This window comes from Nitrospirota bacterium, from assembly GCA_023229435.1.
Taxonomy (GTDB): Bacteria; Nitrospirota; UBA9217; order UBA9217; family UBA9217; genus JALNZF01.
Map to the genome: position 1 here is coordinate 1 of JALNZF010000038.1, position 25,031 is coordinate 25,031.

Below are 25,031 nucleotides of genomic sequence, written 5' to 3' on the forward strand. Positions count from 1 at the left end.
CCCTTTCACCCTTCGACAAGCTCAGGGCGAACGGTATAGCTTTTGATATTATGAACTTTTTCCGTTCGTGCTGAGCCTGTCGAAGCACACAATCGGTTTGGGCAACAGGCCGTCGATGTAAGGCATTCCTCATGATTGATTGCAACGAGTGACAAAGAAACCATATAAAATAGGAATGGTCAGCCTCGGCTGTCCCAAGAACCAGGTGGATGCCGAGCAGATGCTCGGCATGCTCGCCGGGTCCGGTTTCGAAATAACGTCCGAGCAGACCGAAGCGGACATTATCGTGGTGAACACCTGCGGGTTCATTGAATCGGCCAAGGAGGAATCCATCGCGGCGATCCTCGAGGCCGCGGGGATGAAGAAACAGGGGAAATGCGCAAAGGTCATCATCGCCGGCTGTCTTGCTCAGCGGTACAAAGAGGACCTATTGCGGGAGCTGCCCGAGGCCGACGTGGTGATCGGCACGGGAGAGATCGGCCGGATCAGCGAGATCTGCGAACAGGCGCTCTTGGGCAAGGAACGTTTGTTGAAAATAACCGGGCCGACGATGGTTTACGGTCTTCCCCGCATCAGCACCACGCCGGCCCACTATAGGTATCTCAAGATCGCCGAGGGATGCGGCAACCGGTGCTCCTACTGCGCCATTCCCCTCATCCGGGGGAACTTCACCAGCCGTCCGTATGCGTCCATCCTGGACGAGGCGCGCAGGCTTGCGGACGAGGGCGCGAAGGAACTGGTACTCCTGGCCCAGGATTCCACGGCTTACCGGGACGGCAAGGCGGATCTCCCGAAGCTCCTGAAGGCACTGACGCGGATCAAAGGGATCGCCTGGGTGCGCCTGATGTACGCGTATCCCGGCAGGATCAGCACTTCGCTGATGACGGTCATGGCGGAGGAAGAGAAGATCTGCAAGTACCTCGACATCCCGATCCAGCACTATGACGACAAGGTGCTTGCAGCGATGAACCGGCGCGGGACGTCGGAAGATATCCGGAAGACCATCGAACAGCTCAGAAAGCGGGTGCCCGGCATCGCGCTTCGCACGTCGCTTATCGTCGGTTTTCCCGGCGAGACCGATGCCGCGTTCAAGCGGCTGTTCTCGTTCATCAAGGAAGTGGAATTCGAGCACCTCGGCGTGTTCACCTATTCCCCTGAAGAAGGCACGGCGGCGTTTGACCTGAGCTCGCGGATCCCGGCGGCAACAGCGGCGGCCCGGCTCGACCGGATCATGAAGGCCCAGGCGAAGATATCGCTCAAGAAGAATCGCGCCTTGATCGGCGCGACGCGGAGGGTGCTCATCGACGGCATGGAGGACATGGCGCTCATCGGCAGGCTGCAGTCCCAGGCGCCCGAGATCGACGGGCTGGTGTATCTCTCCGAGACCGAGGCGGAGCCCGGCGAGTTCATCGAGGCGACGATCATCGATGCCACGGAGTATGATCTGATGGGAACAGCGAAAGACGTATAAGAGGACATGCCTTTATCCGCAGATTTCACAGATTGCACAGATTTAAAAAAATCGGAATCTTTGTCCTCTGTCGGCGTGATGATATAGCATCACAGGAACACAACAGAAAACCGATGTGTTTATTCATGATGATCTCGTAAGAAGTCAATTTTTCACACGAAGCCACAAAGACACGAAGAAAGGCATATTGAAATTATTAAAGTTTTTCTTTGTGATCTCCGTGATCTTTGTGTGAGAACGACTTTTTTTCGAATGCATCATTCATACATGCTTCAATTACCTTAGAATAAAATCTGCGTAATCTGCGGATAGAGAATGACAAAGACGGAAAGGGGCACTTATGGAGACCAGTGATAAGGCGGCAAACGCAGCAGGCGGTGAAGAAAGCTTCTCCGACATGTTCGAAAAGAGCTATGTGCAGCGCGACAGGCTTGAGCCGGGACAGATGGTCGAAACCACGATCGTCAAGATCTCGGGAGACTGGATCTTTCTCGATCTCGGCGGCAAGGGCGAGGGCTATCTCGAGAAGAGCGAGCTCGCCGATGAGGCCGGGAATCTGACCGTCAAGGAAGGCGACCGGATCCGCGCGTATTTTATGTCCTCGGAAAACAACGAGATGCATTTTACCACCAAGATCGGGTCGGGTCCGGATAAAGAGAGCCAGCTCGAAGATGCGTGGAAAAACAAGATACCGGTCCAGGGCACGATCGCCAGGGAGATCAGAGGCGGGTATGAGGTGAAGATCGGCGGCACCGTCCGGGCCTTCTGTCCTTTTTCCCAGTTGGGACTCCGGCGTGACGAGAACCCGGCCGATTACATCGGCAGGTCAATGACCTTTCACATCGTGGAGCACAGCGAAGGCGGAAAAAACATCGTCGTGTCCCGGAAGCCGATCCTCGATCAGGAAAAGCAGGTACGTAAAGAGGCATTGAAAGCGTCGCTCGCCGAAGGGGCGAAGGTCAGGGGGAAGGTGACCTCCATTCAGAAGTTCGGCGCCTTTGTGGACATCGGCGGCGTGGAAGGACTATTGCCGATCTCGGAAATGGCCTGGGGACGCATCGAGAAAGTAAACGATATTCTTTCGGTCGGCCAGGAAGTCGAGGTGATCATCATAAAACTGGATTGGGATAATGATCGCTATTCGTTCAGCCTGAAAGACACACTGCCCAATCCGTGGGACCTTGTTGAGGAAACCTATCCGATCGGTTCATTTCATACCGGGACGGTCGCGCGCCTTACCAACTTCGGCGCGTTCGTCACCCTGAAGGACGGCGTGGACGGACTCATCCATATCTCGAAGATAACCGCAACCAAGAGGATAAATCATCCCCGGGAAGTGTTGAAGGAGGGACAGGTCTTGGAAGTGCAGGTGGAAGCGGTTGACCGGTCACAGCGAAGGATTTCACTCGCCTCCGCCGATCTCCGTCGTACCGAGGATGAAGAAGCCGCAACGATGAAGGACTATAAGCAGAAGGCGGCGGAAGAGCCTCAGAACCTGGGGACGCTGGGAGATATGCTGAAGGCGAAGACGGAGCAAAAAGACAAGTAAGGTTTGTTTGGACAGGATGCCCTGTTTTTAGTTCGGAGAGGATGCATCCGGAGAAGCAGGGAAAACTTTCGATAGAGTAATCAAACAAGGCAGGCCGAATGGCTTGCCTTGTTTCGTTTATGAGGGGACTTTGCTGGGATGCATCGCAGGCAACAAAGTCAACAGGCAGGTTCAACGATACAGCAACATCTCATTTACCCGTCTAATTTTTTCGCAAGGTCTGCTGCCGGTGTAAATACAAACTTCTTACCCTCTTTTCTCATTGTAAGCAATCCTAAATCCTTTAATCCGAGCAAATCCGTTCGTGCTGTTTGATAGGTAACTCCATGGATATTTGCATGTGTTTCAATCGTAAATAATTCTTGCGGTTTCTCGACTGCACTGGTAAGGAGCGTTCTCTGCCGGGAATTCAAAGAAGGATATTGAGACACAAAACGATATGCATGTTTTTTTTCTTTTTGTTTCCTTTGGATATAAACATTAAGAATCTCGATGGATTTATGGATTGCCTTCAGATTGTACACGATAAAGTACGTTACATCGTTGTCATCTATTTCGGAATAAAGAAACGATCGGTAGTACTGTGCCCGCGCGCTTAGTATGGCGGTAGACACGGAAAGATATTCAAAGAACCAGTATCCGTGCTTCAGCATATACCAGTAGAACAGCGCCCGTGCAGTACGGCCGTTTCCGTCCATGAAGGGATGCACGTAAGCCAGCCAGAAATGAAGCAGAATTCCCTTGATTATAGGATTGACAAATTCATCTTCACCATCGCTGTTGGCATAATCACAAAGCTTTTGCATTAACTCAGGGACCCTGCCTGCATCCGGAGGCTCATGAAGCACTGTTTGCTCGTCGTTATCAAACACGTATATTTTGTCATCGGCAGAGGACCTGAACTTTCCCGCCCATGAAGGATTTTCAAGCGTGTCCCTTGTCATATGCGAGTGAATGTTCAGCAGTAATTCAATGGTAAGAGGTTCTTGCAGATGCTTTTTTATCATCTGCATGGATTGAAAATTATTGTAAATCATTTGCTCGGAATGATCCTTTGGTTTTCTGCCTGTTCTCAGCATTTCTTTTGCGACGACGCGTGTGGTTGCAGCGCCCTCGATCTGGCTCGACGATATCGCTTCATCAACCAGCGACCGAATCATATATCGCCGTTTCTCTTCAGAGTGCACCGATGGCTCATCTACGAGAATCGATCCCCCTGCCTGTTGATCGATGAAATGGCTGTCCCGAAGAACACAGTCCGGAAGCCAATATGAAAAAGATTTCCCTTTTGAATCGGCAAGAGAAATGGCCTTCGACTGAAGCGACCTGTGCATTTTTAGCAGTATCCAAGCTTGTTCAGATGGAATCTCATTCGGCATGGAAATATATTTAAATTCGTCCCAGTACAGATAGTCACTGTTTGCCTTTTTAATTACTCCACTAAGTTTGCTTGCGATATCCGGTGTCAGTGGCAGCGTTTCCATGCTAAATACCGGTGCATTTTCAGGTGGTTTCACTATGGCGCCTCCAAATACTAAATTTATATTAATTAGTATAAAATTAGTATTTGTACTATACTATAAAAACTAATATAATTTATATTATCACTAAAGAAATGTCAAGCAAATACTAATATAAATGCAATTAGTAGCAAATTAGTAATTGACGGTGTTGATGAATCCAATCCAGGATAGAGCAACCCGAGTGCAAACCGGCCGAGATGCTGAAGGACGGTCTGCGCGTATAGGTGCAGGTGGAAGCGGTTGACCGGTCACAGCGAAGAATTTCACTCGCCTCCGCCGATCTCCGTCGTTCCGAGGATGAAGAAGCCGCAACGATGAAGGACTATAATCAGAAGGCGACGGAAGAGCCCCAGAACCTGGGGACGCTGGGGGACGAGTTGAAGAAGAAGATAGAGCAAAAAGACAAGTAAGGTTTGTTTGGACAGGAAGCCCTGTTTTTGATTCGGCGAGGATGGATCCGGAGAAGCAGGAAAAGCTGACGATAGTGTGATCAAACAAGGCAGGCCGAATGGCTTGTCTTGTTTCGTTTGTGAGGGGGGTGCCGGGATGTATCGCCGGCAACAGAGTCAACAGGCAGATTCAACGATATGGCGGCAAGCATGAGAGAAGAGTAATGAAGTGTTTAATAATGATCTACCAATCATTTCGACGAAACCTTCCGGGGAAGATCGCTTCATCAGGTGACAAATAATTCTGTTTGTATCACGCATATTATGATATAGTTTTCAAGCAATAACTTCTTCCTGTAGGTGTTAAAGTTGCCATCTTTTGAAACTCATCAAATTACAACTTGAATTCGTTACCACTACTCTAAAAATGCCCAATCAACATCGTTGACAATTCCCGGAATCAAGAATATATTCGTCATTAATATATGAACCAATGTGGCATAATCATTGCTAAACTAGCTAACTCCGAAAATCCGGGTTTACCAAGGGGACTAGCTAATAACTAATTTTCGGTATTAACGAGGGGGGCTAGTCATCCCCTTGTTATATAACAGAGGGGGTCCAATTTAAGGAGATGATGAAATGAAAGTTATGCGCCTGAGATTGCTAACGCACTATAGTAGCATTACTCTACTTGCTGTGGCCCTCTTTGTCATTGCCATGAGTGCTCAAGGCTGCATACCGGAGGTGAGGCATTATGAGGAATTGACAGGCAGAGTGTGCGATCGCACGGAACTTCAAGAGAGTATTTCTGATTTGCGATTATGTGTGGATCCTTTCGTAGAGACTGATAAACTCGAACAAGCCTTTGGCGCAGATTTAATCTCGGCAGGCATTCTTCCTGTTCTAGTATCTATAGAAAACAGGCACAGTAGCAAAGCTTTCCTTATCGAAAAAATGCGTTTTGCTATATCCACGAACAAACTGGAATCTGCATCAGATATTCAACCCGATAGTTATCCTATTCAACGTCGAAAGGACCATGATTATGTAAATTGCGAGGTTATTAAAGGGGCTAATGATATGTTCGCAGAAAAGACAGCAATGGCAGGAGCGCTTTTTTTTGCGCCACCGATAGCGGTGCCACTGTTGCTACCTGCTGTTGTAGTTTTGTTGAATTCTGGTGACCAGCGAATAAACGACTCGATATTAGTGAGTGAAAGCATCTCAAGAAGAGAATTTGTTGACAGGACTGTATATCCGGGCGAATCACATCAGGGTTTCATCTATTTCCCGTTCACTCCTAAAGATACTATTGATGCAAGCAAAACTATCAAAGCAACAATAAGAGATGTACAGTCAGAACAATACATATCTTTTGAGATCAAATTAAAAAAATAGTGGGAGGACTTATGTTGGCAATTATTAGAATGCGGATTAGTATCGCCAGATTGCTGTTTTTAGTATTTCTTGCTGCGATGACTTCTGCATGTACTATTCATGCGAATATCCCAAACAATTATGATGTAACATACCCCAAAGACACTGAAAAGATTCCCCTGCGAATTGGTTTGTGCTTAGATTCAAGCATTGACAATATTGATTTGCCTAGCACCCCGCGGGGAGGTTTAGTTGTACATATGAATGACTCATTAACAAGAAACGCTGAACTTATGGTTAAGCGAATGTCAAATATTGTCATAGTTGACAAAAGAAATGTTACTAACATGCCTTGTGATCTTAAGAGTGTGGATGTAATTATAACGCCGGTTGTAACCAGTATGCGGCTTCATCTTCTTCAAGAAAACTTCAACCAGGTGCTTGATTTCATGATTTCGATTAAGTGGTCAGTTGTAGACAGTGGAGGAAAGACGCTCTATGTGAATACATTTATAGGGCAACACAGCTGTGAGCCTTACCGACCGTTGTTTGGTGGGAAGGAGATGGCAAAGGAGTGCGTTCAAAGAGCAGTAGAAGGCCACTTCCGAAAAGCGTATGAAGGAATAATGACGACAAAGTGGTGGTCTCAGGCTATAAAATAGCGACGCATAACAAAACGATGCCCTATGACGCAGCAGAAAGAGGAAGAAGGTTTTTATCTTCGTGCTTGAATTTCCAACAATGCGGGTCGAGAGGGGCGCTGAACTGTGCGCCCCTCACCCGCGCGATTCTCCCGGCTGGGAACCGCCGCGAGAATGCCGGAGCTGAGCCATACGTCTGTAAACCGCGGCATAAAACGCCGCGAGAACCAGACGCTCGAAACCAATGCCCCTGCGGGGCATGGCTCAGCTCCGGCATTAGGTCTATGCATATGAATTCTAAAACGTTGCTAACGGTAATGCTTTTCTTAATATGCCTTGTCTTATTCTCTTGCACGAGGAAAACGAGCGAGGATGTCATTGCCGACAACGCTGAGGTCAAGACCTTTGTAACTTACTTTTTCGTTCCAGGTAGCACTCTCCTAAAGAATGCAACAGATGTTTTCTTATTACAAAATCAATACGCTCAAAGTCTTGTGAGTACCGACGATATATGCTTTTCCGACAGCCCTTGCAACAAGACAAAAGATTATTTTCTGAAGTTCACTCCTAATTTCTTGTTTGAGATAATAAATGGCCGGAAGATAGTAACAGGTGCAGATCCTGATGCTTTCGTTGACCTCCGCGACATAAAGGGGAAGAAGTCTTATCGGGTGCGGGCAACGGGCACAGAAGGTTCTATCTATGGCACCTTTTGGCTCTCTGACTTTTCATTCGTCGTATATGGTATTGAATCCGATGAGGCGTTTGTAGATGTGTATGATATCAAAGCAAAGACAAAAACAAGTTACACAATTGATAAGACAAAAAGAAAACCTGATGCAGACGTGGATGCATTCTTGATTGCAAAATACGGACAGGTAGATAGTTTTCAATCGGAACGTTAAGGCCTAACAAGTCGTTCCACGCCGACCACTTCGCGGTGTGTGAACTCGTTATTAACGGAGCCTGACAAATGCATTTTATTGTAAAAATATTATTTACAATCATTTGGTAGGTTGTGCTTTTCCCAGTGCTGTGGATAGTATCGTTTCCTCTTATCATCCTCATATCTCTTTTCTCGAAAGATCCGTTTTTCGTTACGCTAAAGGATAAATACAATAAAGTTACCAAGTGGCGGACTAAGTACGGCGTAATATTTTCGCCTTTTTAGGCCAGGGCCGCTCCAGCCGTTATCACGTATATCTCTTCCCAAATAATGCTTGCATAATATATAAAAACTTATATAATACAAAAGTGATTATCATACCTCTAAACTTCATAGGCTCAAGCTTGGACGACCTCCGGAACTTCCCGGATGAAGCTCGCAAAGCGTCGGGCTTTGAATTATATTCCGTTCAATGCGGACTTGAGCCAGCCGATTGGAAACCAATGCCAAGCATAGGTCGCGGGGTCAAGGAAATCCGTATACATGTTCTGGGAGAATGGCGCATTATTTACGTGGCAAAGTTCGAGGATGCAGTATATGTTCTCCATTCGTTTCAAAAGAAGAGCCAAAAAACGAATCAACACGATATTGAATTATCTCGCAAGCGATTCAAGCAAATTGGAGGGTAGTATTATGAAAGAACCTATTATCAAATCTTCCGGCAACGTGTTTCTTGATCTCGGTTTTCCCCCTGAGGAAGCCGCAATTCTTCAGATGCGTTCTGAGATCATGGCTGATCTTCGGAAGTTCATTAAAAACAAGAAACTGACACAGGCAAAAGCGGCAGAGATCCTTGGCGTCAGTCAGTCCCGGGTCTCAGACCTCATACGAGGTAAATGGGAAAAGTTCAGCCTTGAAATGCTTATCGCCCTTGCAACAAAGGCAGGCATGCGTATCAGCCTTAAAAGAGCCGCATAGACACGAGTTAACAAGTCGTTCGAGTCCCGCGCTCTGCAGCGCGGGGCTCAACTCGTTGTTCTTCAAGTTTCAACCCATATTCGTTGATTATTTCAATCACTCTCGACTGTACAGTAGTAGGTGTAGGTGACAAACTCTGCCCGCGCGGCACGATACTAATTTTCGGATTAAAGTATGTACTGCCTGGCGATAAGTACGATTTCAGAGGTCGTTGGGTGGAAGATTACCCGGAATCACCGGAATGAAGCGGCATGACTGTCAGCTATCTTCCGGAATATGCGCAAAATGCTTGAATCCGATAGAACGGCTTCCGGTGCTATCGTAATTTTGCACGATGCCTTGTTTTTGGCCGCAGGACTCCCTGTGGTTCCGTCACTTCCCCCGCACAAATAATCTCTTGTAATGGATAAAAAAAGGTATTAGAGTATTCTTGCATCGTTAAAGAATGTTCTTTCTGTATATATATTTGTATAAATTTTTTTTATAAGTCTTGATCCGCTCGTTTAACGCAGCGCCGGTTGTCACGCTCTTCTACCGCGGTTTGGAAGAAAGGACTTGATATGCTGACCGAAAATGCCAAATTAAATGTGAGCTTGTCCGACCTTCCGCTCAGTAGTGCCTGCCTCGACGCAAAATTCAGATTTATCTGGGTCAATGATCTTTTCGCTGAACTGACGGGTAGGAGCGAAAAGGAACTATTAGGAAAGCGGTGTTATGAGATCATCGGTGAATATGCCGATGATCCTGGAAGGAAAGGTCTGGAAAAGGTCTGTTCTTTCTGTAAAAAAGGGGACAGTTTCAATTCTAAAAAGGTTTGCATGATCGAAAGGCCTTTTAAGGACGGGTTCCTGCGGGTAAAGATGCTCCCGCAAACGGACAAAAAGGGAACACCTTACGTATTGGGGTTGTTCGAGCCCATCACGGAAAGCATGCGGGCTGAGGAGGGCCTGCTGGAGAATGTAAGACAGTACCCGATACTCCCGCAGGAATATCATACCCTTCTCGATACGATCCATAACGCCATTCTATTGCTTTCTCCCGACCTGAAGATCATTTGGGCCAATAAATACGTCAATGATCTGATGGGTTTTTCCATTTCCGACTCGAGTCGACAATACTGCTTTGATCTGTTGAAGCACGCGGGGAAACCCTGCGAAGAATGCCATGCCTTAAGCTGTATTCGTACCGGAAAGCCGACCAGCGGCAAGATCGCTTCCGAGGATGGCCGGATATGGGCGTCGGACGCCTTTCCGGTCAAGGACGATCAGGGCAGAGTGAACAAGATCATCATGATCTACCGGGACGTCACCGACGAGATCAAACTGCGGGCCGAAACCATCCATGCCGCGCACATGGCGTCCCTTGGCGAACTGGCCGCAGGCGTGGCCCACGAGATCAATAATCCGATCAACGGCATTATCAACTACGCGCGGATGCTTGCGGACAAGAGCCAGGCCGGCAACTGCGATCCTCTTATTCCCAACGAGATCATGAGAGAAGGCCGTCGTATCGCCAAGATCGTCAACACCTTGCTGTCCTTTGCTCGGGCCAAAAGCGAGGATAAGACACTGATCTGCATCTGCCTGCACGAAGTCCTTTACAATACCCTTTCGCTGAGCAAAAAACTTCTTGAAACAAACGGCGTGCAGCTGAAGATAGATCTCGCCGAGAGCCCGCTCCCGGTCAATGGGATCGCCAATCAGATCCAGCAGGTCTTCCTGAACGTTATCACGAACGCGCTGTACGCGTTAAATAAGAAATATCCCGATATGCATGAAGACAAGATACTTGAGATCAGCGGAAAAAAGATCAGAAGAGACGGCCAGCCGTATTTTCGCATCATCTTCCGCGATCGGGGTACGGGGATCCCCGACACGATCTTAAACAAAGTATATCAACCGTTCTTTTCAACAAAACCGGCAGGTCAGGGGACGGGCCTGGGGCTGAGCATCAGTTATAATATCATCCGTGATCATAAAGGCAGAATGCAGATCGAAAGCAAGGAAGGCGAATATACCTCCGTGATCATTGAGTTGCCGGTCAAATGCAAGAAAGCGCGGACCGCGCCGATGAAGAAGGCCGGGAATTGTCTCCCCGGACCAAGGAAAGAAAAAGGAAAACCATGAGCGCCAATATTCTGGTCGTGGATGATGAGAAAAGCATCCGGGTCACTTTTCAAAGTTTTCTCGCGGGAGCGGGATACCAGGTGGCGACGGCATCGGATTATAACGACGCGCTGGGTAAAATACAGGAGGCGGCGCCGGATCTTATCTTTGCGGATATTCTCCTCGGAGGGAAAACGGGGATAGATCTGCTTGAAAAGGTCAAGAAGATGGATGTGCACATTCCGGTCGTGATGATCACCGGAGCGCCAAACCTTGAGACGGCATCGAAGGCGATCCGCCTGGGCGCGTTCGACTATATTTCAAAACCCGTGGAGAAGGACCTGCTGCTGGACGCGGCCCTCCGGGCCCTCCGGTTCAAGAGGGTCGTGGATGAGAATACCCGGATCCGGTCCAACCTTGAGGCGATCTTCAGGAGCGTGAAGGACGGGATCATCATGGTTGATACGGAACTGAGGATCGTCGAGATGAACGGCGCGGCGGCGAGGATCTGTGGAGTTTCCCGAAAGGCGGCCATCGGTCAAAGCTTTGCTTCGATGCCGGCATTATGTGAGGGAAAGGTCCTTGAAATGCTTCAATGGACGATCAAAAAACAGGAACCGATCGAGTTTCCGCGCCTTGAATGCCGCTGTCCTGATCATCCGGCGCAGGTGATCTCCCTCAGCGCCTCTCCACTCGTGAAGCAGGAGAGCAAATTCTCCGGCGCGGTCCTGGTGTTGAGGGATGTAACGAGCCTGGCCGCTCTCGGGAAGAACCTGAATGATCGCCGGCAATTTTATCATATCATCGGCCAGAACGCGAAGATGCAGAAGATCTATTCCCTGATCGAGAACCTGGCGGACTTTCAAACCACCGTGCTCATTACCGGTGAAAGCGGCACGGGCAAGGAATTGGTGGCCGAGACGCTCCATCACATTGGACCGCGCAGCCAGGGACCTTTGGTCAAGGTCAACTGCGCCGCCTTATCGGAGAGCCTGCTGGAAAGCGAGCTTTTCGGTCATGTCAAAGGCGCTTTCACGGGAGCCGTGAGCGACAAGATCGGCCGCTTTCAGAAGGCCAATGGCGGGACGATCTTCCTGGATGAGATCGGTGACATCTCGCCCAAGATGCAGCTGAACCTTTTGCGGGTACTTCAGGAAATGGAATTTGAGCGGGTTGGAGACTCAACCCCCATACGGATCAACGTCCGGGTCATCGCGGCGACCAACCGGAATCTCGGCGAGCGGGTGCATCTTGGCGAGTTCCGGGAAGACCTCTATTACCGCCTGAATGTGATCGAGATCCCCATCCCTCCTCTCAGGGAGCGGCTCGACGATCTCCCGCTGCTGGTGGAGCATTTCCTGAAGAAATTGAACTGGAAGTTTAACAAAGTAGTGGTAGCACTCACGGAACAAGCCCAAGGGTTGCTGATGAATTATCCCTGGCCCGGCAATGCCAGGGAGCTGGAGCATGCGCTGGAACACGCCTTCATTCTCTGTCATGGGGACAGCATCACCGCGGAACACCTTCCCGTCGCCATAACTGCCTATAAAGGCGGGCAAACCATTCCGACCCGGACAGAAAAGGGCGTCTTGAGCTGCGAGACGATCGAAGATGCCCTGGAAAAGACCGCATGGAAAATATCGAGAGCAGCCAACCTGCTCGGTGTCGACCGCCGTACGGTTTACCGTAAGATGAAGACCTTCGGGATCAAGCGGAAAATAAAAAAATAATAAAGTGTGGCAGTCACACCCGCTACTGTGACTGCCACAGTGACAAGTCACATACGCATCCCCTCTGATGTAATTCCCCTGACCCTTCCCAAAATGTAACTGCCCGTAATCAATACCTTCATCAGCATTCCGGTCTCTTGGCGCGGATATTGCTAATATGCATGTAGATGCAACAAGCGGATCAACCTAAAAACGGCAGTTGTTCGCGCAAAGCCGCCCCCGATCAGGTCGAGGGCAGGCTGCGAACGCAAAGAAAACCAAACAGAGGGGTTTGTTAATGACTTCTAACGAGAAATATGAAATGGAAGAGGAACAACAGATATCGATGAGAGAGGAACAAGTAGTATTCTTTCCCAAAAAGGGGAGAACCAAAGTGATCAGTCAAGAGAGAGTAAGTAATATCCAGGAAACGCAAACACAAAAGATGGCCAAGCTGATGTCCCTGCTGAGAGAACTGGGAGGAAACAAATTCTTCAGCAAGCTGTTGATCAAGTTTGAGTCCGGAGAGATCATCCCGGTCAGGAAGATGCAGTATATACGGCTCTCGCGCAGCAGCCCCGGAGAAGAACCAGTAAACACAACCCGCCCTGTCGTGAGCAAGCGGGATAACCGGTAATTTGTTTTTTTAAATTTTATGAAGGAGGCGGAACATGAATACACTTGTTGATTTCACCACCAGAGTAAAAGGGATCGAGTACCTGATCGCCATCGCGGCCATTGCCAGCTTCATCCTCTTCGCTGAGATCCTGAAGGCGAAACCTTTCAAGAGTCTCATGGATGCATACCGGGAGGACATCAAATACGTGAAGGAACACGGGCTCAATCTGTCCACCCTTCTAGCCGCTCCGTTCATGGGGCTCGTTTATCTGATCTCCCTCCCGTTTAACTTTGCCGCTGCCGCTGCCACGGCCCTCAAAGACGGGTTTTTGAGGATGGCGGGAGGGAGCGCCGCGCTTTCCTGGCGTCCGATGGAAGCGTACCTCACCGGTCAAAAGAAGGCCAAAAAGCGGGACGCAGACAGGAACAAGCAGTCCGGGATGAAGTGACAGGACCGCTGCGGTAAGGGCGCCAAAGAGAACAGCGCTCCTCTCCTGAATTCCGGAGCAAGCGCAGCGAACGAACACGATTGAATTTTGTAATTATTCAGCACATCTGAACACGGATAAACTTTACGTCAGAGAAAAATCCTTTTATCCGCAGATTTCGCAGATGGACGCAGATTTTAAATAAAACAATTCAGATTTGATTTAATCTGTGAAATCTGCGTAATCTGCGGATAACATATTGACCTAAACAGTTACTGTATTGTTACCGTAAGAATCGAAGGTCCCCGTGAACTTGCTTCCGGGAGCTTCAATGCATGTTAAGGAGGAACGGATAGCATGAAAGATATTTTCATAGTCGCTGTGTTGTTGGGATTTATCCTGGTTGTCGTACCCTCAGCGAACGCCGAAACCGGATCACCGCCGTCTGCGGCATCGGGTTCGGCTGTTGCCCCGGGAATCGTCAAACTGGACAGTCTGGTCAATAAATATGAGCCCGTACTGTTCAACCACGAGAAACACATTGGCATCGCCGGTGATTGCGGAAAGTGTCATCATCAGCATGGGAACAACGCAAGTTCGCCCTGTCATGAATGCCATCGCATCGCGGCGTCTTCGTTCAGGGGATCGGTCACGGGAAGTTTCATGGCATGCAAAAATTGCCACGGCGTTTATGATCCCGCGTCCCCCGGGATGCCGGGACTCAAGGTCGCCTATCACCGCCAGTGTTTTCAGTGCCACCTCGGCATGGCCGATGTGGGCGTTGATCCCAAGGCCTGCGCCGCCATGTGTCATGACAAGCGTGAACTGCAGTCGAGCTCGAAGGTTCACCCCGTTAGAGAATAAGTTCTCTATCGTTAACCGAGTATGGCTTTATACCACAAGCTGTAAATGCAGAATATCAACCACGCCATAGGCGTGGCGGCTTTCTCTAACGGGGTGAATCACACCCCGCGAACGGGAATACAGAAAACCGTTGTAACAGGGAGGAATCATTAATTATGGATAAGAACAATAACAAGCCCTCTGTCTGCGGCCTGATGCCCGCGAAGACCGACGACGATCGGAAAAAATCCGGACCCGGCGAGATGGGCGACAGCCTGAACTTTACCCGGAGAAGATTCATGGGCACGTTCGCGGCGATCAGCGGAGCCCTCGGGGCGGCCTTCCTCACCTCAAAGGCAAAAACCGCAAGCGCCACAGAATTCAGCGGCGCCCCGGGCCGCTACGGCGTGCTGTACGATCTGACCGCATGCGTCGGATGCCGCAGCTGCGAAGAGGCCTGTAATAAGGAAAACGAGCTGCCGGCCCCCAAGGTGCCCTTTGACGACCAGTCCGTTTTTGATGAAGTGCGCAGACCGACGGTGGATGCCTATACGGTGGTGAACCGCTTCCCGAACCCCAAAGACCCCGACAAACCCCTGTACCGGAAGATCCAGTGCAATCATTGCGACGAACCGGCATGCGCCACCGCCTGTCCCATCCATGCATACACCAAGACGCCGGAGGGCCCTGTTACCTATGACGTGAATCTCTGTTTCGGCTGCCGGTACTGCATGGTCGCCTGTCCCTACTATGTCCCGGCCTATGACTATAACAGCGCCCTGGAGCCCCGCATCTCGAAATGCACCATGTGCTATCCCCGGGTGAAGCAGGGCCGCCCGACGGCGTGTTCGGAGGCCTGCCCCACGGGCGCGCTTACCTTCGGGAAGCGCAGCGATCTGCTCAAGCTCGCGCGGGAACGGATCGTGAAAAATCCCGACAAGTACGTGGACCATATTTTCGGAGAATTCGAGGGTGGAGGAACGAGCTGGCTCTACATTTCCGGCGTGCCCTTCGAACACTACGGGTTCCCGACGAATATCCAGAAGACCCCGATGCTTGAAAATACGAAAGGGTTCCTCTCGAGCGTTCCCCTCGTGTTCACTATCTGGCCCGCCTTCTTCGGCATGCTCTACGCCGCGACGCAGCATGGGAAAAACGGATCGAAGAACGAAGCGGATCATAAAAAAACGGAGGAAAAGAAATGAGCCAATATCTCGCAAAAGCAGAGACCTTGCCGACCACCTTCATTGAGAAACTTCGGCTGGGAATGTCGGTGCAGGATTACACCCGGAGCCTGATCACTCCGTTCAACGTCATAGCGGCGATCATCCTGAGCATCGGTCTTCCGGTCATCGCCCTCCGCTTCATACAGGGGCTTGCGTTCGCGACCCATGCATCCAACGAGTATCCCTGGGGGCTTCTGCTCGGGTGGGGCCTTTTCGGCGGAGTTCCGCTCTCGGCCACGGGCTTCGTCATGGCAACAGCCTATTATATTTTCGGATTTAAGGACTACGGCCCGCTTGTGCGGCTCGGCGTCCTGATCGGGCTCCTCGGCTATTTCTTCGCCGCGTGTTACCTTCTGATCGACCTCGGCAGGCCGTGGCGCATCTATTATCCGATGACCATGGGTTTCGGAACAGCCTCCGTCCTCTTTCTGGTGGCCTGGCATGTGTCGACCTACCTCACGGTCCAGATACTCGAATTCAGCCCGGTCATTCTGGAGTGGCTCAAATCGAAGCGGGTCCGCCAGTGGGCGCTCAGGATCACCGTCGGTATGACGATCGCGGGCATCATTCTCTCTACGCTGCACCAGTCGGCGCTCGGGGCCATGTTCCTGCTCGCGCCGGGCAAGCTCCACCCGCTGTGGTATTCGACATACCTCCCCATCCTTAACCTGATATCGAGCATCTACGCGGCGCTGGTCATGACGATCGCCGTCAGTACGCTCTCGGCAAAGTACCTCAGCCACAGGGCGGACGAGACATTTCTCGGCAGCCTGGACCGTCTTACGCTCGGACTGGGCAAGGGGGCCGTGTTCGGGATCTACGTTTACTTCTCGCTGAAGCTGATCGCCCTGGCACATGACAACAACTGGGCGCTTCTCGCAACGCCGTACGGGTATTGGTTCCTCGTTGAACTCCTGGGCTTCGTAATCCTTCCCGCCGTAGTTTTGAGCTACGGGATCAAGCATGCACGTGTCGGCATTGTGCGGTTCGGCGCCTTTTTCGCCGTCATCGGCGTTCTGGTGAACAGGCTCAACATATCCATCGTGGCCTTTAACTGGAACCTGCCGAATCACCTGCATCATATCGTTCCGCCGTGGCAGGAGTTCGCCATGGTAGCGGCGGTTGCAACGCTGCATATATTGGTCTTCCGATGGATCGTGAACAGAATGCCGGTCATTCGTCAGGACGCGAGCTACCAGGAACAGCATTAAATGGAAAGAAAACTTTCACCACGAAGGCACTAAGACACAAAGAAGGTCTTTAATTCATGCGGATTTAAACAAACATCAAAGCCACATGAAGGAGATTTCGGGGAATGAATTGCGACAAGTGCAGTCTTTGCAAGACCGAGCGGACCGATTGTAATTGTCAGATTATCGCGTCCCTGATCCGTTACAGACTGTATAACGCAGGGGAGATAGAGGAGCTTCTGACGGTGCTTAAGTCAGTGACCAGCGAACGGTTCTTTGGTTCGCTCGTGATCGAAATCGCAGGCGGGCAAATTGCTTCTGTAATAAAATGCAGCTCATGAGACACTGATGACCGGGGAGAGGTCACACATGGATATCCATGGTTTTCTAAACTCATATGTCGGCAACTATATTGTTCAATCTTTCTTTCATTCACTCACGGCAGCCGTGCTGGTGGGCGCCCTTGTCAGACTATGGAAGATCGAGAACCCTCTGATCGTGCAGAAGTTCCGTTCTCTCGTGATCCTGCTCCCGCTCGTTTCATTCCCGGTCTATTATCTGCTTAATCCCATCAGGGGAAATGCCTCCTTTAGAATGTCCGCGTTGTTCGACTCCTCCCGATGGCTTGACCTTGCTCAGTGGGGCATGGTCCCGGTCAGTCTGGTGCTCATTTCACTGGTCATTGGCGCCTTACTGGTTCTTGCCTGCCAGGAACTGATCATGTTGACAATACAATGGGTCCAGTCGAAAAAGGAGACGTATCCTGTTAATGCAGCTGTCCAGAGCCCGGTAAAGCGCATCCTTCGCGAGTTGCACGCCCCCCTGCTGGACGATTATGTCATTGAGAGCAACGATCAGGTCCTGTTCACCACCTTAACCGGTCCGAAGCCCGCGATAGTATTAACATCAGGGCTCCTCAGGATTCTCAGCTATGATCAGTTGAAGGCCGCCCTGGGACATGAGGTTGCCCATGCGATCAGGAACAACAGCCATTTTCTCACCTTGCTGATGCTGATCCGGCTTCTGATGTTCTATAACCCGGTAATGCTCTTCGCGTTCAAGGCGGCGTCATTGGACGAAGAAAAGATATGCGACGACATTGCCGCCTTCTGGACCGGTAAACCTCAGGTCCTGGCCGACACGCTGAAGAGATTCTATATTGCGGAAGAGGGGATCGGTAATTCCACTGTGCTTGAAACAGCGGCAGTCAGCGGCACGAACATGATGATAAAGGCCAGGGTGGAAAGGCTTGAGCGAAAAGCAAGTCAGCAGGTAAGTCTGCCCTGGTTGAAGTTCGCATTCACGATGCTGACGATCGTGGTTATAAACTATTACATCGTATGAATATGTCAAAAAACATATCACGGGAGCTGTTGAATCTATTCTATATACCGGTGGTGATCGTCATCTTTATCCTCGTTATAAAGATGTTTAACTGGCTGCCGTTGATCATCCTGGAGTTGTTCCTGCGATGACAGGTTGGCGAGGCGTTGCCTCATGCCGATGAGTCATGCAAAAATCCCCCCTCACCCCGGCCCTCTCCCCGATTGGGGCGAGGGAGTTTATTATTTACTCTCCCATCAGGGGAGAGGATTAAGGTTGTCAATCCAAAAACGTGACTCAAAATTAAAGATATTGCGTAACTACTCAGGTCAAAGTATTGTCCGCAGATTACGCAGATTTCACAGATTAAATCGAACCTGATTTATTTTTTAAAATCTGCATCCATCTGCGAAATCTGCGGATAAAAAGAGTTCTATCCGGTGTAACACCTTTTTGGGTTCAGATGTACTGAATAGTTACGATATTGCTTTGTAAAGTTCTTTAATGGGCGCAGCCCCCGTCATTGCTATGGCCGCCGCAGCAGCCCTGGACCGTCAGCACGGGAAGGCTTTTAGCCTGGAAAAGAGAAAGATTTTCCCGTATTGTCACTCCCTGTGAGCGATGCACCGTGATCCCCATCTGGTTCAGCCTCGTGAGCGCGCCCGCGCCTATCCCGCCGACGACGATGGCATCGACCTTTTGGTTGTCGAGCGCCTTCATCGGGTTGCATGCGCCATGCGAGTGGTGCTGGTCTCGATTATTGATCGACGCAACGCTGTTCGTGGCTGTGTCGAAAACGACAAATACCGGCGCTGAGCCAAAGTGATTATACACCGTGCTCTCTATCCCATCATCATTCTGGACCGGAAAACAGATCTTCATGTCATGTTCCTCCCTGGTATGATTTATGCTGCTTTTATTCAAATACGATTGCCTGGCCTTTGCTGAGAGCTTTCGCGACCTTCTTCCTTGCCAGGGTGAGTATTCTCTGAATGGTCCCCCGTGACACGCCCATCCTGACGCCGGCCTCCGCCTGCGTTAGATCGTCAAGATCGCAGAGCTTCAGCGCCTCAAGCTCTTCACGCAAAAGCGGCACCTGCTCGAGCTCGGTCATCGGAACGCACGTGGGTTTGAACGCCTTGCCTTTAAACGTGCATTTGCAGTTTCGCGGCTTTTTACACCTCGGCGACATGCTTGCCCCTCTCCGTCATATTGTGCATATGCACATAATAGTAACAGGCATGCCGGTTACTGTCAAGCGTTTATTCATAAGAAACATTCAGGTCTACCCGGGCTGTTGCCCAAACCCCTTTCACCCTTCGACAAGCTCAGGGCGAACGGTATAGCTTTTGATATTATGAACTTTTTCCGTTCGTGCTGAGCCTGTCGAAGCACACAATCGGTTTGGGCAACAGGCCGTACTTTTGTGCCATTGGCTTCTTTACCTCGCCTTTTTATTGAGATGACATGAAACGATACCTGCCCCTCAGGGGTCTCTATTTAATATGATCCGAAAGGTGATATCGATCACATATTATTATCTCTCAATCCTATACTCTTATCTTGAAAGAACAGGCAGGATCCTTGTATGACGCAGGTTTGCATGATATGGCGGTGGATCCGGCCGTCCGGTCAAATACGGAGATTGGAGGATACAAGATGCTAAAACAGGAAGAGATGATCGAGGTCAAGGTAGCGGAGAAGAATATTGTGGCGGGTGCCGTTAAAACCGACGAGCAGGGAATAAACACGATATTCAAGGGAAGCAAGGTTACCGGCAACATGGTCGTCAGCCAGGACCTGCAGATGAACGGCGACCTCGAGGGGAATATCACTGCCGAGAACAATGCAAGCATCTTCATCAAAGGCACATGCAAGGGGAACATCGATGCCAGGGGCGGCAGCGTCGAGATCGAAGGCGAAATGAGCGGAGGGAATATCAGCGCCGGAGGGTACGTGAAGGTAACCGGCAAGTTTCTCGGCGGCAAGATCCAGGCAAAAGACAAGATCCACATCAACGGTGAGTTCACCGGCAGCCTTGAGAGCAACGAGGTGGAGCTCGGGGCCGCCGCGCGAGGCAAGGGGGAGATTTTATACAAGGAGACGCTCTGTATTCAAAAGGGTGCGAAAATGGAAGGCAAGGTCACTCGTGCCGAAGGGGAACGGATGTCCGGGTCGGAACGACCACCAGAACAAAAAGAGGAGCCGAAGCCGAAGAAAAGTTTCTTCTTGTCCAAGGAGCCGAAGCCGAGGAAAGGTTTCTTCTCGTCTTAGGAGCAGGAGAGAGAACATTCAGGGTCAGATTTGTTTAGAAAGGAAGCCCCGCTTTTGGTTCGGAGAGGATGGCTCCGGAGAAGCGGGAAAACTGACGATAGTGTGATCAAACAAGGCAGGCCGAATGGCTTGCCTTGTTTCGTTTGTGAGGGAGCTTTATTGGGGACGATAGGATGTCCCCAATGTTGTCCGCACTCTGCATTGTCAGTGGCCACATGACTCCCTGTGGTTCCGTCACTTTTCCCTTACAAACGTCCCTGTCTTGCCGCCCGATTTCTTCATCAACCGGATGTCGGAAATAGTCATGGTGCGGTCCGTTGACTTGCACATGTCGTAGATCGTGAGGCCCGCGGCGGCGACGGCGGCGAGCGCCTCCATTTCCACACCGGTCCGCGCGAAGATTCTGACCGTGGCGCGGATCAGGACGCAGGATCGTTCCTTGTTCGGCTCGAAGTCCATGTTGACGGACGAAACGTTCAGCGGATGGCAGAGGGGGATGAGCTCGGACGTTCTTTTTGCGGCCATGATGCCTGCAATGCGCGCCACGGAAAAGACGTCGCCTTTGACGACCTTGCGGTCGAGAATAAGCGTAAGCGTCTCGGGTTGCATGATGACGCGGCCTTCCGCCACCGCTTCCCGGGCCGTTTCATCTTTGGCGGTAATGTCCACCATTTGCGCGGCGCCGTCTTTGTCGAAATGAGTGAGTTTAGCCATAATAGTTGAAATTCCAAATTTCAAATCCCAAATTACAAATAATATCCAAATTCAAAATCACAATTTCCGAAACGTTTGGAATTTTGTTTTTTGATGCTTGAATTTTATTTGGTATTTGTCATTTGGTGCTTGGGATTTGGAATTTTGTGCTTCTTATCCTCCTATTCTTGACATGGTCCGTTGGAAGCAACCCGGTCCGGTTTCATTGAGATAATGCCTGTCCGGCTTGATCTCGAGCGCGAGTCTGAACAACCGTTCCAGTTCCGCATCATCGCACCCGCTGCGCAGGGGCGACTTCACGTCTATCTCCGTGTCTGAAAGCAGGCAGGGCCTGATCTTCCCGTCCGCCGTGAGGCGGAGGCGCCTGCAGGACCCGCAAAAATGCCGCGTGATGGGGCTGATGAACCCGATCACCCCGCGGGCATCGGGGAGCTGGTAGTTGTCCGAAGGGCCCGCGGAATTCTCCGAGAAGAACGGTTTAAGCGGCCCGACCTCGCGTTCGATGATTGCCCGGATCTCGTTGGAGGGAACGCAGGAATCCCTGCGCCAGCGATCATCCGCGCCGATGGGCATGTATTCGATGAACCGAACATGCAGCCTCCGGTCGAGCGTGAGGCGCGCAAAGTCGGCCACCTCGGCATCGTTCATGCCCCTGACCGGAACCATGTTGATCTTGAGCGGGAAAAATCCGAGTTTCTCCGCCCGATTGATTCCGCGCCATACCCGGTCGTAGTTGTCGCTGCCGGTGATCTTCCGGAACGTGTGCGGATCGAGCGAATCCAGGCTGATATTGAGTCGCGGTTTCCCGGCCTTGATAAGGCCGTCCGCCATCTCCTCGAGCAGCACGCCGTTCGTGGTGATGCTGATGTCTTCTATTCCTGCGAGCCTATTGAGCGATGCGATGAAATCGATGATGCCGCGCCTGACCAGAGGCTCGCCGCCGGTCACACGCACGCGGGAGATCCCGAGCGGCACGGCAAGGGCCACGAGCCGGAGGACCTCTTCATAGGAGAGTATCTCATGGTGGGGCAGCGTCTTCATCCCGGCGCGGGGCTTACAGTAGAAGCAGGAGAGGTTGCACCGGTCGGTGATGGATATCCGGAGATAGTCGATGAGCCGTTTATGAGGGTCGCAGAGCGGCATGCGGCAACTTTACCATAGTGCCGCATGTTCTTCAAGGGATATTTCATTCCGGTTTATGTGCCGGACAAATATGACCTTGACCGGCCGTCCCGTTATTAGTATAATCAAATTGTAGCGGTTCTGCTCACGGTGTGATCGCTTGGAATGTCCTGAGGGCAGTGAAGTATTTTTATGGTGCGGAGAGTTTATGCCGACGACCGGGAAAAGACAACTGTTAGGCAGGGGCAAGGGTCATCTGAGCGCAGCGGACCCGCAATACCGGTTTATCATCTTTCTTCTCGTTGTCCTGGGCGCCTACACCTTTCTCCTGAAGGTTTTCCAGAAACTCGCCGAGATCCTGCAACTTCCCGTTTTTCTCCCTGTCGCGCTGGTCACCCTCCTGTTCTTCGTCGGCATTGTCGGCACGATGTATTCCCATACTTTCGTCGGTCCCATGCAGCGGATACGCAGGATCCTCGAGCAGCTGGTGGAGGGAGAGACCAATATTTCCCTCAGACTGAGGGGTTCGGACGATCCCATGCTGAAGGACCTGGGTAAGGCGGTCAGCCGGTTGTGTGATCACAGCAGGAGCTCCCATGCCCTGATCCGGGAAACCGCCCAGGACCTTTTTGCGGCCATCGAGGCGCTCCGGGAAAAAGTCCGGCAGGGCGCGGCCCTGGAGGAAATTCAGAAGCACGTTGAGGACCTGCGCGCGACGCAGGAGCTCCTGGAAAAAGCGATCAAAGCGTGTGAAAAAAAATAGGGGCGGTCATTATGGCGGAGAGCGGATTCAGAGGCAAAAGCATGAGGGTGGTCGCCATCGATGTCGCCGAAGGCTACGTTTCGGTGAACCCTCTTTTTCTTAAAAAATTCGACAAGGACATGGTCAAGGAACTATACGATCATCTGAACAAGGCGCTTACCAGCACGAGGAACGAGAAAACGGATTTTACCAATATGGTTATCCTTAGAACAAGGAACATGAAGCTCCAGCGCCTGCACAATGCCATGATCATACTCAGAAACATCGCCCGGGAGAAGAGGATCCCGCTGTAGTTGGAAAGACGTAATGAGTAATCAGTAATGAGTAATGAATAAACAGAAATAAAAAAGTGAGGAGCAGATGCAGCCCCTCACAAGGTGTTCGCGAATCATTTCCCACCCACCTATCACCTATCACGGGTGTTCATCATTCCACCGCCACTCCGAACTTTTTCTTGAAATCCGCGGGGCTCATCTTTGCCGTTGCCGCGAGTTTTATGAGTTTCTCGCCTTCCATGTCTTCCTTCTCAAGCCGTATCATATACCGTCGCGCCATGTGGTAGTCATCGGAATTGATATCCACGATACGGACACGCGTCTTGCCTGTCTTGGGGTCTATCAGATCAGCGAACTTGATCGGCATGTTCTTGCCGTCTTTCAGCATGATCATGGCGCCGGTGCCGCCCGAGGTCAGGAATTTCACCGCGCTGTAGCCCAGGTAACGGGAGTATTCGCGGTCATAGGAGATGGGCGGCTGGCAGCGAAGCTCATAGCCGATGTCCTTGGCGATGATGGTCGTCTTGAGTCCCAGCGAGTCCAGTTCCGCCATCACCCGCTGCTTCAGCAGGTCGCCGAGCGGGATTTCCGCCAGACGGATGTTGCCGTGGTCGTCCCGCGGCACATCCTTCAGGAAGGTCAGCTCTTCAGGATCGAAACGCGTGGCAACGCCTTCCGCGATCACGACCACGCCGTGGGTCCTGCCGAGGGAAAGCCGCTTGATGATGGCTCCCGCGAGAATGGAGATCACCTTGTTCAGCGAGATCTTGTTGCCCAGTTCTTCAGGGATAAGGGTGAGCGTGGCGCCGGCGCCCATACCCATGCCGAGCGCCAGGAACCCCGCGGAGCGGCCCATGGCGATAACGAAATACCACCTGCTCGCGGTGCGGGCGTCCTCCATGATGTTCTCGACCAGCTGGGTGCCGAGCTGGCGCGCGGTCTCAAACCCGAAGGTCGGGATGCCGTGCGGGAGCGGAAGGTCATTGTCGATGGTCTTGGGCACGTGGCAGACCGCTATCTTGCCGCCCGCTTCCTGTTCAACCCGGGTGGCTGTGAAGGCCGTGTCGTCTCCACCGATGGTCACCAGGTACTTGATGCCGAGGCTGTTCAGGGTCTTGACCACATTGGCCATCTTTTCAGGGCTCTTGGTGGGGTTGTCGCGCGAGGTGCGCAGGATCGACCCCCCGCGGAGATGGATGCGTGAGATCTCCCCCTTATCAAGACGGATAGTATGCGATGAATCTCCCTTGGCCAACCACTTGAATCCGTCGTAGATGCCGATGACCTCCAGTTCCTGCTTGATGGCCTCGAATGTGACCGCGGCGATCACCCCGTTGATTCCCGGTGCCGGTCCCCCACCGATGACTATTGCAAGCTTTTCTCCCATGATCGCCTCCTGATCGCTTGAGATTTTTATCGTTTTACTTCTGACCCTTCCGTTCCAAGTCCCGCGCAAATGTAGCAAAACAGAGCGTACTTGTCAACCCCGAAACGCGGCAGTGTCAAGCCAAAATAGAAATGTCCTATTGTTACCAAAATAGAAATGTCCGGTTTTAGGGAACAGTGATTGGCTGTTCCTGGTTTCTTCGTTTTAGTTTCAGATACTTTCTCCAAGGATGATTCG

General features: G+C 51.1%; 27 protein-coding genes. 20 read left to right on the top strand and 7 right to left on the bottom strand.

The window, feature by feature from the left end:
* Nucleotides 1-148: 148 nt before the first annotated feature.
* Together rimO and rpsA are read left to right on the top strand one after the other, a co-directional pair.
* Entirely contained in the window at nucleotides 149-1,471 is a 1,323-nt protein-coding gene (gene rimO / locus M0R70_15520; protein ID MCK9420767.1) for a 30S ribosomal protein S12 methylthiotransferase RimO, read from the top strand.
* A 340-nt stretch (nucleotides 1,472-1,811) separates the two neighbouring features.
* A complete protein-coding gene (gene rpsA, locus M0R70_15525; protein ID MCK9420768.1) occupies nucleotides 1,812-3,020 on the top strand; it encodes a 30S ribosomal protein S1 in 1,209 nt (402 codons plus the stop codon).
* A gap of 194 nt (nucleotides 3,021-3,214) precedes the next feature.
* On the opposite strand, the gene M0R70_15530 is transcribed toward rpsA, so the two are convergent.
* Nucleotides 3,215-4,537 (bottom strand): Fic family protein, encoded by a 1,323-nt coding sequence (locus tag M0R70_15530; GenBank protein ID MCK9420769.1) that lies wholly within the window; start codon nucleotides 4,535-4,537, stop codon nucleotides 3,215-3,217.
* A gap of 230 nt (nucleotides 4,538-4,767) precedes the next feature.
* On the opposite strand from M0R70_15530, the gene M0R70_15535 reads away from it, so the two are divergent.
* The 15 genes from M0R70_15535 (at nucleotide 4,768) to M0R70_15605 (ending at nucleotide 18,280) form a co-directional block, all read left to right on the top strand.
* Nucleotides 4,768-4,953, top strand: a complete 186-nt coding sequence (locus M0R70_15535; GenBank protein ID MCK9420770.1) for a hypothetical protein — start codon at nucleotides 4,768-4,770, stop codon at nucleotides 4,951-4,953.
* Nucleotides 4,954-5,574: 621 nt separating this feature from the next.
* Nucleotides 5,575-6,333, top strand: coding sequence for a hypothetical protein (locus M0R70_15540; GenBank protein ID MCK9420771.1), 759 nt, complete (start codon nucleotides 5,575-5,577; stop codon nucleotides 6,331-6,333).
* An 11-nt stretch (nucleotides 6,334-6,344) separates the two neighbouring features.
* Nucleotides 6,345-6,974, top strand: coding sequence for a hypothetical protein (locus tag M0R70_15545; GenBank protein ID MCK9420772.1), 630 nt, complete (start codon nucleotides 6,345-6,347; stop codon nucleotides 6,972-6,974).
* Between the two features lie 269 nt (nucleotides 6,975-7,243).
* Nucleotides 7,244-7,858, top strand: a complete 615-nt coding sequence (locus M0R70_15550; protein MCK9420773.1) for a hypothetical protein — start codon at nucleotides 7,244-7,246, stop codon at nucleotides 7,856-7,858.
* Between the two features lie 355 nt (nucleotides 7,859-8,213).
* A complete protein-coding gene (locus M0R70_15555; protein MCK9420774.1) occupies nucleotides 8,214-8,528 on the top strand; it encodes a type II toxin-antitoxin system RelE/ParE family toxin in 315 nt (104 codons plus the stop codon).
* A gap of 4 nt (nucleotides 8,529-8,532) precedes the next feature.
* Nucleotides 8,533-8,817 (top strand): helix-turn-helix domain-containing protein, encoded by a 285-nt coding sequence (locus tag M0R70_15560; GenBank protein ID MCK9420775.1) that lies wholly within the window; start codon nucleotides 8,533-8,535, stop codon nucleotides 8,815-8,817.
* 560 nt (nucleotides 8,818-9,377) lie between these two features.
* Nucleotides 9,378-10,943, top strand: a complete 1,566-nt coding sequence (locus tag M0R70_15565) for a PAS domain-containing protein (GenBank protein MCK9420776.1) — start codon at nucleotides 9,378-9,380, stop codon at nucleotides 10,941-10,943.
* The gene (locus M0R70_15570; protein MCK9420777.1) at nucleotides 10,940-12,652 is read left to right on the top strand and encodes a sigma 54-interacting transcriptional regulator; all 1,713 of its coding nucleotides are present in this window, start codon (nucleotides 10,940-10,942) and stop codon (nucleotides 12,650-12,652) included. Before M0R70_15565 ends, M0R70_15570 begins: the two co-directional genes overlap by 4 nt.
* Before the next feature lie 373 nt (nucleotides 12,653-13,025).
* The gene (locus M0R70_15575; GenBank protein ID MCK9420778.1) at nucleotides 13,026-13,268 is read left to right on the top strand and encodes a hypothetical protein; all 243 of its coding nucleotides are present in this window, start codon (nucleotides 13,026-13,028) and stop codon (nucleotides 13,266-13,268) included.
* 34 nt (nucleotides 13,269-13,302) lie between these two features.
* Nucleotides 13,303-13,698: a hypothetical protein gene (locus M0R70_15580; GenBank protein MCK9420779.1), complete on the top strand. Its 396-nt coding sequence runs from the start codon at nucleotides 13,303-13,305 to the stop codon at nucleotides 13,696-13,698.
* A gap of 336 nt (nucleotides 13,699-14,034) precedes the next feature.
* Complete coding sequence (locus M0R70_15585; protein ID MCK9420780.1) at nucleotides 14,035-14,541, top strand: cytochrome c family protein; 507 nt, start codon at nucleotides 14,035-14,037, stop codon at nucleotides 14,539-14,541.
* A 155-nt stretch (nucleotides 14,542-14,696) separates the two neighbouring features.
* Entirely contained in the window at nucleotides 14,697-15,725 is a 1,029-nt protein-coding gene (locus M0R70_15590; GenBank protein ID MCK9420781.1) for a 4Fe-4S dicluster domain-containing protein, read from the top strand.
* A complete protein-coding gene (nrfD, locus tag M0R70_15595; GenBank protein ID MCK9420782.1) occupies nucleotides 15,722-16,957 on the top strand; it encodes a polysulfide reductase NrfD in 1,236 nt (411 codons plus the stop codon). The genes M0R70_15590 and nrfD overlap by 4 nt, the downstream gene beginning before the upstream one ends.
* Before the next feature lie 104 nt (nucleotides 16,958-17,061).
* Nucleotides 17,062-17,277 (top strand): hypothetical protein, encoded by a 216-nt coding sequence (locus M0R70_15600; GenBank protein MCK9420783.1) that lies wholly within the window; start codon nucleotides 17,062-17,064, stop codon nucleotides 17,275-17,277.
* A 28-nt stretch (nucleotides 17,278-17,305) separates the two neighbouring features.
* Nucleotides 17,306-18,280 carry a M48 family metalloprotease gene (locus M0R70_15605; protein ID MCK9420784.1) on the top strand — a complete coding sequence of 325 codons (975 nt, stop codon included), beginning with the start codon at nucleotides 17,306-17,308 and terminating at the stop codon, nucleotides 18,278-18,280.
* Between the two features lie 480 nt (nucleotides 18,281-18,760).
* On the opposite strand, the gene M0R70_15610 is transcribed toward M0R70_15605, so the two are convergent.
* Both M0R70_15610 and M0R70_15615 read right to left on the bottom strand, forming a co-directional pair.
* On the bottom strand, nucleotides 18,761-19,141 hold the full coding sequence (locus tag M0R70_15610) for a NifB/NifX family molybdenum-iron cluster-binding protein (GenBank protein ID MCK9420785.1): 381 nt from the start codon (nucleotides 19,139-19,141) through the stop codon (nucleotides 18,761-18,763).
* Between the two features lie 34 nt (nucleotides 19,142-19,175).
* Entirely contained in the window at nucleotides 19,176-19,451 is a 276-nt protein-coding gene (locus M0R70_15615) for a DUF134 domain-containing protein (GenBank protein ID MCK9420786.1), read from the bottom strand.
* Nucleotides 19,452-19,918: 467 nt separating this feature from the next.
* Between M0R70_15615 and M0R70_15620 the strand changes: the two genes are divergently transcribed.
* Complete coding sequence (locus tag M0R70_15620; protein ID MCK9420787.1) at nucleotides 19,919-20,533, top strand: polymer-forming cytoskeletal protein; 615 nt, start codon at nucleotides 19,919-19,921, stop codon at nucleotides 20,531-20,533.
* 234 nt (nucleotides 20,534-20,767) lie between these two features.
* Here M0R70_15620 and moaC read toward each other — a convergent pair whose 3' ends face one another.
* Nucleotides 20,768-21,247, bottom strand: coding sequence for a cyclic pyranopterin monophosphate synthase MoaC (gene moaC / locus M0R70_15625; protein ID MCK9420788.1), 480 nt, complete (start codon nucleotides 21,245-21,247; stop codon nucleotides 20,768-20,770).
* A 153-nt stretch (nucleotides 21,248-21,400) separates the two neighbouring features.
* Entirely contained in the window at nucleotides 21,401-22,390 is a 990-nt protein-coding gene (moaA, locus tag M0R70_15630; GenBank protein ID MCK9420789.1) for a GTP 3',8-cyclase MoaA, read from the bottom strand.
* A 187-nt stretch (nucleotides 22,391-22,577) separates the two neighbouring features.
* Here moaA and M0R70_15635 point away from each other — a divergent pair, with 187 nt between their 5' ends.
* Both M0R70_15635 and M0R70_15640 read left to right on the top strand, forming a co-directional pair.
* Nucleotides 22,578-23,132 carry a DUF4175 domain-containing protein gene (locus M0R70_15635; GenBank protein MCK9420790.1) on the top strand — a complete coding sequence of 185 codons (555 nt, stop codon included), beginning with the start codon at nucleotides 22,578-22,580 and terminating at the stop codon, nucleotides 23,130-23,132.
* Nucleotides 23,133-23,143: 11 nt separating this feature from the next.
* Nucleotides 23,144-23,425 carry a hypothetical protein gene (locus tag M0R70_15640; protein MCK9420791.1) on the top strand — a complete coding sequence of 94 codons (282 nt, stop codon included), beginning with the start codon at nucleotides 23,144-23,146 and terminating at the stop codon, nucleotides 23,423-23,425.
* Between the two features lie 133 nt (nucleotides 23,426-23,558).
* Here M0R70_15640 and M0R70_15645 read toward each other — a convergent pair whose 3' ends face one another.
* Nucleotides 23,559-24,794, bottom strand: coding sequence for a 6-phosphofructokinase (locus tag M0R70_15645; protein MCK9420792.1), 1,236 nt, complete (start codon nucleotides 24,792-24,794; stop codon nucleotides 23,559-23,561).
* 26 nt (nucleotides 24,795-24,820) lie between these two features.
* Nucleotides 24,821-25,031, bottom strand: a 211-nt coding sequence (locus tag M0R70_15650; GenBank protein MCK9420793.1) for a hypothetical protein, incomplete at its 5' end; no start/stop codon positions are given.

Bases quoted from the DNA above. Each gene is read 5' to 3' on its own strand.
- moaA (MCK9420789.1), bottom strand. From the start codon at position 22,390: ATGCCGCTCTGCGACCCTCATAAACGGCTCATCGACTATCTCCGGATA.
- rpsA (MCK9420768.1), top strand. From the start codon at position 1,812: ATGGAGACCAGTGATAAGGCGGCAAACGCAGCAGGCGGTGAAGAAAGC.
- M0R70_15545 (MCK9420772.1), top strand. From the start codon at position 6,345: ATGTTGGCAATTATTAGAATGCGGATTAGTATCGCCAGATTGCTGTTT.
- M0R70_15600 (MCK9420783.1), top strand. From the start codon at position 17,062: ATGAATTGCGACAAGTGCAGTCTTTGCAAGACCGAGCGGACCGATTGT.
- M0R70_15580 (MCK9420779.1), top strand. From the start codon at position 13,303: ATGAATACACTTGTTGATTTCACCACCAGAGTAAAAGGGATCGAGTAC.
- M0R70_15590 (MCK9420781.1), top strand. From the start codon at position 14,697: ATGGATAAGAACAATAACAAGCCCTCTGTCTGCGGCCTGATGCCCGCG.
- M0R70_15560 (MCK9420775.1), top strand. From the start codon at position 8,533: ATGAAAGAACCTATTATCAAATCTTCCGGCAACGTGTTTCTTGATCTC.
- M0R70_15565 (MCK9420776.1), top strand. From the start codon at position 9,378: ATGCTGACCGAAAATGCCAAATTAAATGTGAGCTTGTCCGACCTTCCG.
- nrfD (MCK9420782.1), top strand. From the start codon at position 15,722: ATGAGCCAATATCTCGCAAAAGCAGAGACCTTGCCGACCACCTTCATT.
- M0R70_15620 (MCK9420787.1), top strand. From the start codon at position 19,919: ATGCTAAAACAGGAAGAGATGATCGAGGTCAAGGTAGCGGAGAAGAAT.
- M0R70_15605 (MCK9420784.1), top strand. From the start codon at position 17,306: ATGGATATCCATGGTTTTCTAAACTCATATGTCGGCAACTATATTGTT.
- M0R70_15585 (MCK9420780.1), top strand. From the start codon at position 14,035: ATGAAAGATATTTTCATAGTCGCTGTGTTGTTGGGATTTATCCTGGTT.
- M0R70_15610 (MCK9420785.1), bottom strand. From the start codon at position 19,141: ATGAAGATCTGTTTTCCGGTCCAGAATGATGATGGGATAGAGAGCACG.
- M0R70_15615 (MCK9420786.1), bottom strand. From the start codon at position 19,451: ATGTCGCCGAGGTGTAAAAAGCCGCGAAACTGCAAATGCACGTTTAAA.
- M0R70_15640 (MCK9420791.1), top strand. From the start codon at position 23,144: ATGGCGGAGAGCGGATTCAGAGGCAAAAGCATGAGGGTGGTCGCCATC.
- M0R70_15570 (MCK9420777.1), top strand. From the start codon at position 10,940: ATGAGCGCCAATATTCTGGTCGTGGATGATGAGAAAAGCATCCGGGTC.
- M0R70_15550 (MCK9420773.1), top strand. From the start codon at position 7,244: ATGAATTCTAAAACGTTGCTAACGGTAATGCTTTTCTTAATATGCCTT.
- M0R70_15540 (MCK9420771.1), top strand. From the start codon at position 5,575: ATGAAAGTTATGCGCCTGAGATTGCTAACGCACTATAGTAGCATTACT.
- M0R70_15645 (MCK9420792.1), bottom strand. From the start codon at position 24,794: ATGGGAGAAAAGCTTGCAATAGTCATCGGTGGGGGACCGGCACCGGGA.
- moaC (MCK9420788.1), bottom strand. From the start codon at position 21,247: ATGGCTAAACTCACTCATTTCGACAAAGACGGCGCCGCGCAAATGGTG.
- M0R70_15635 (MCK9420790.1), top strand. From the start codon at position 22,578: ATGCCGACGACCGGGAAAAGACAACTGTTAGGCAGGGGCAAGGGTCAT.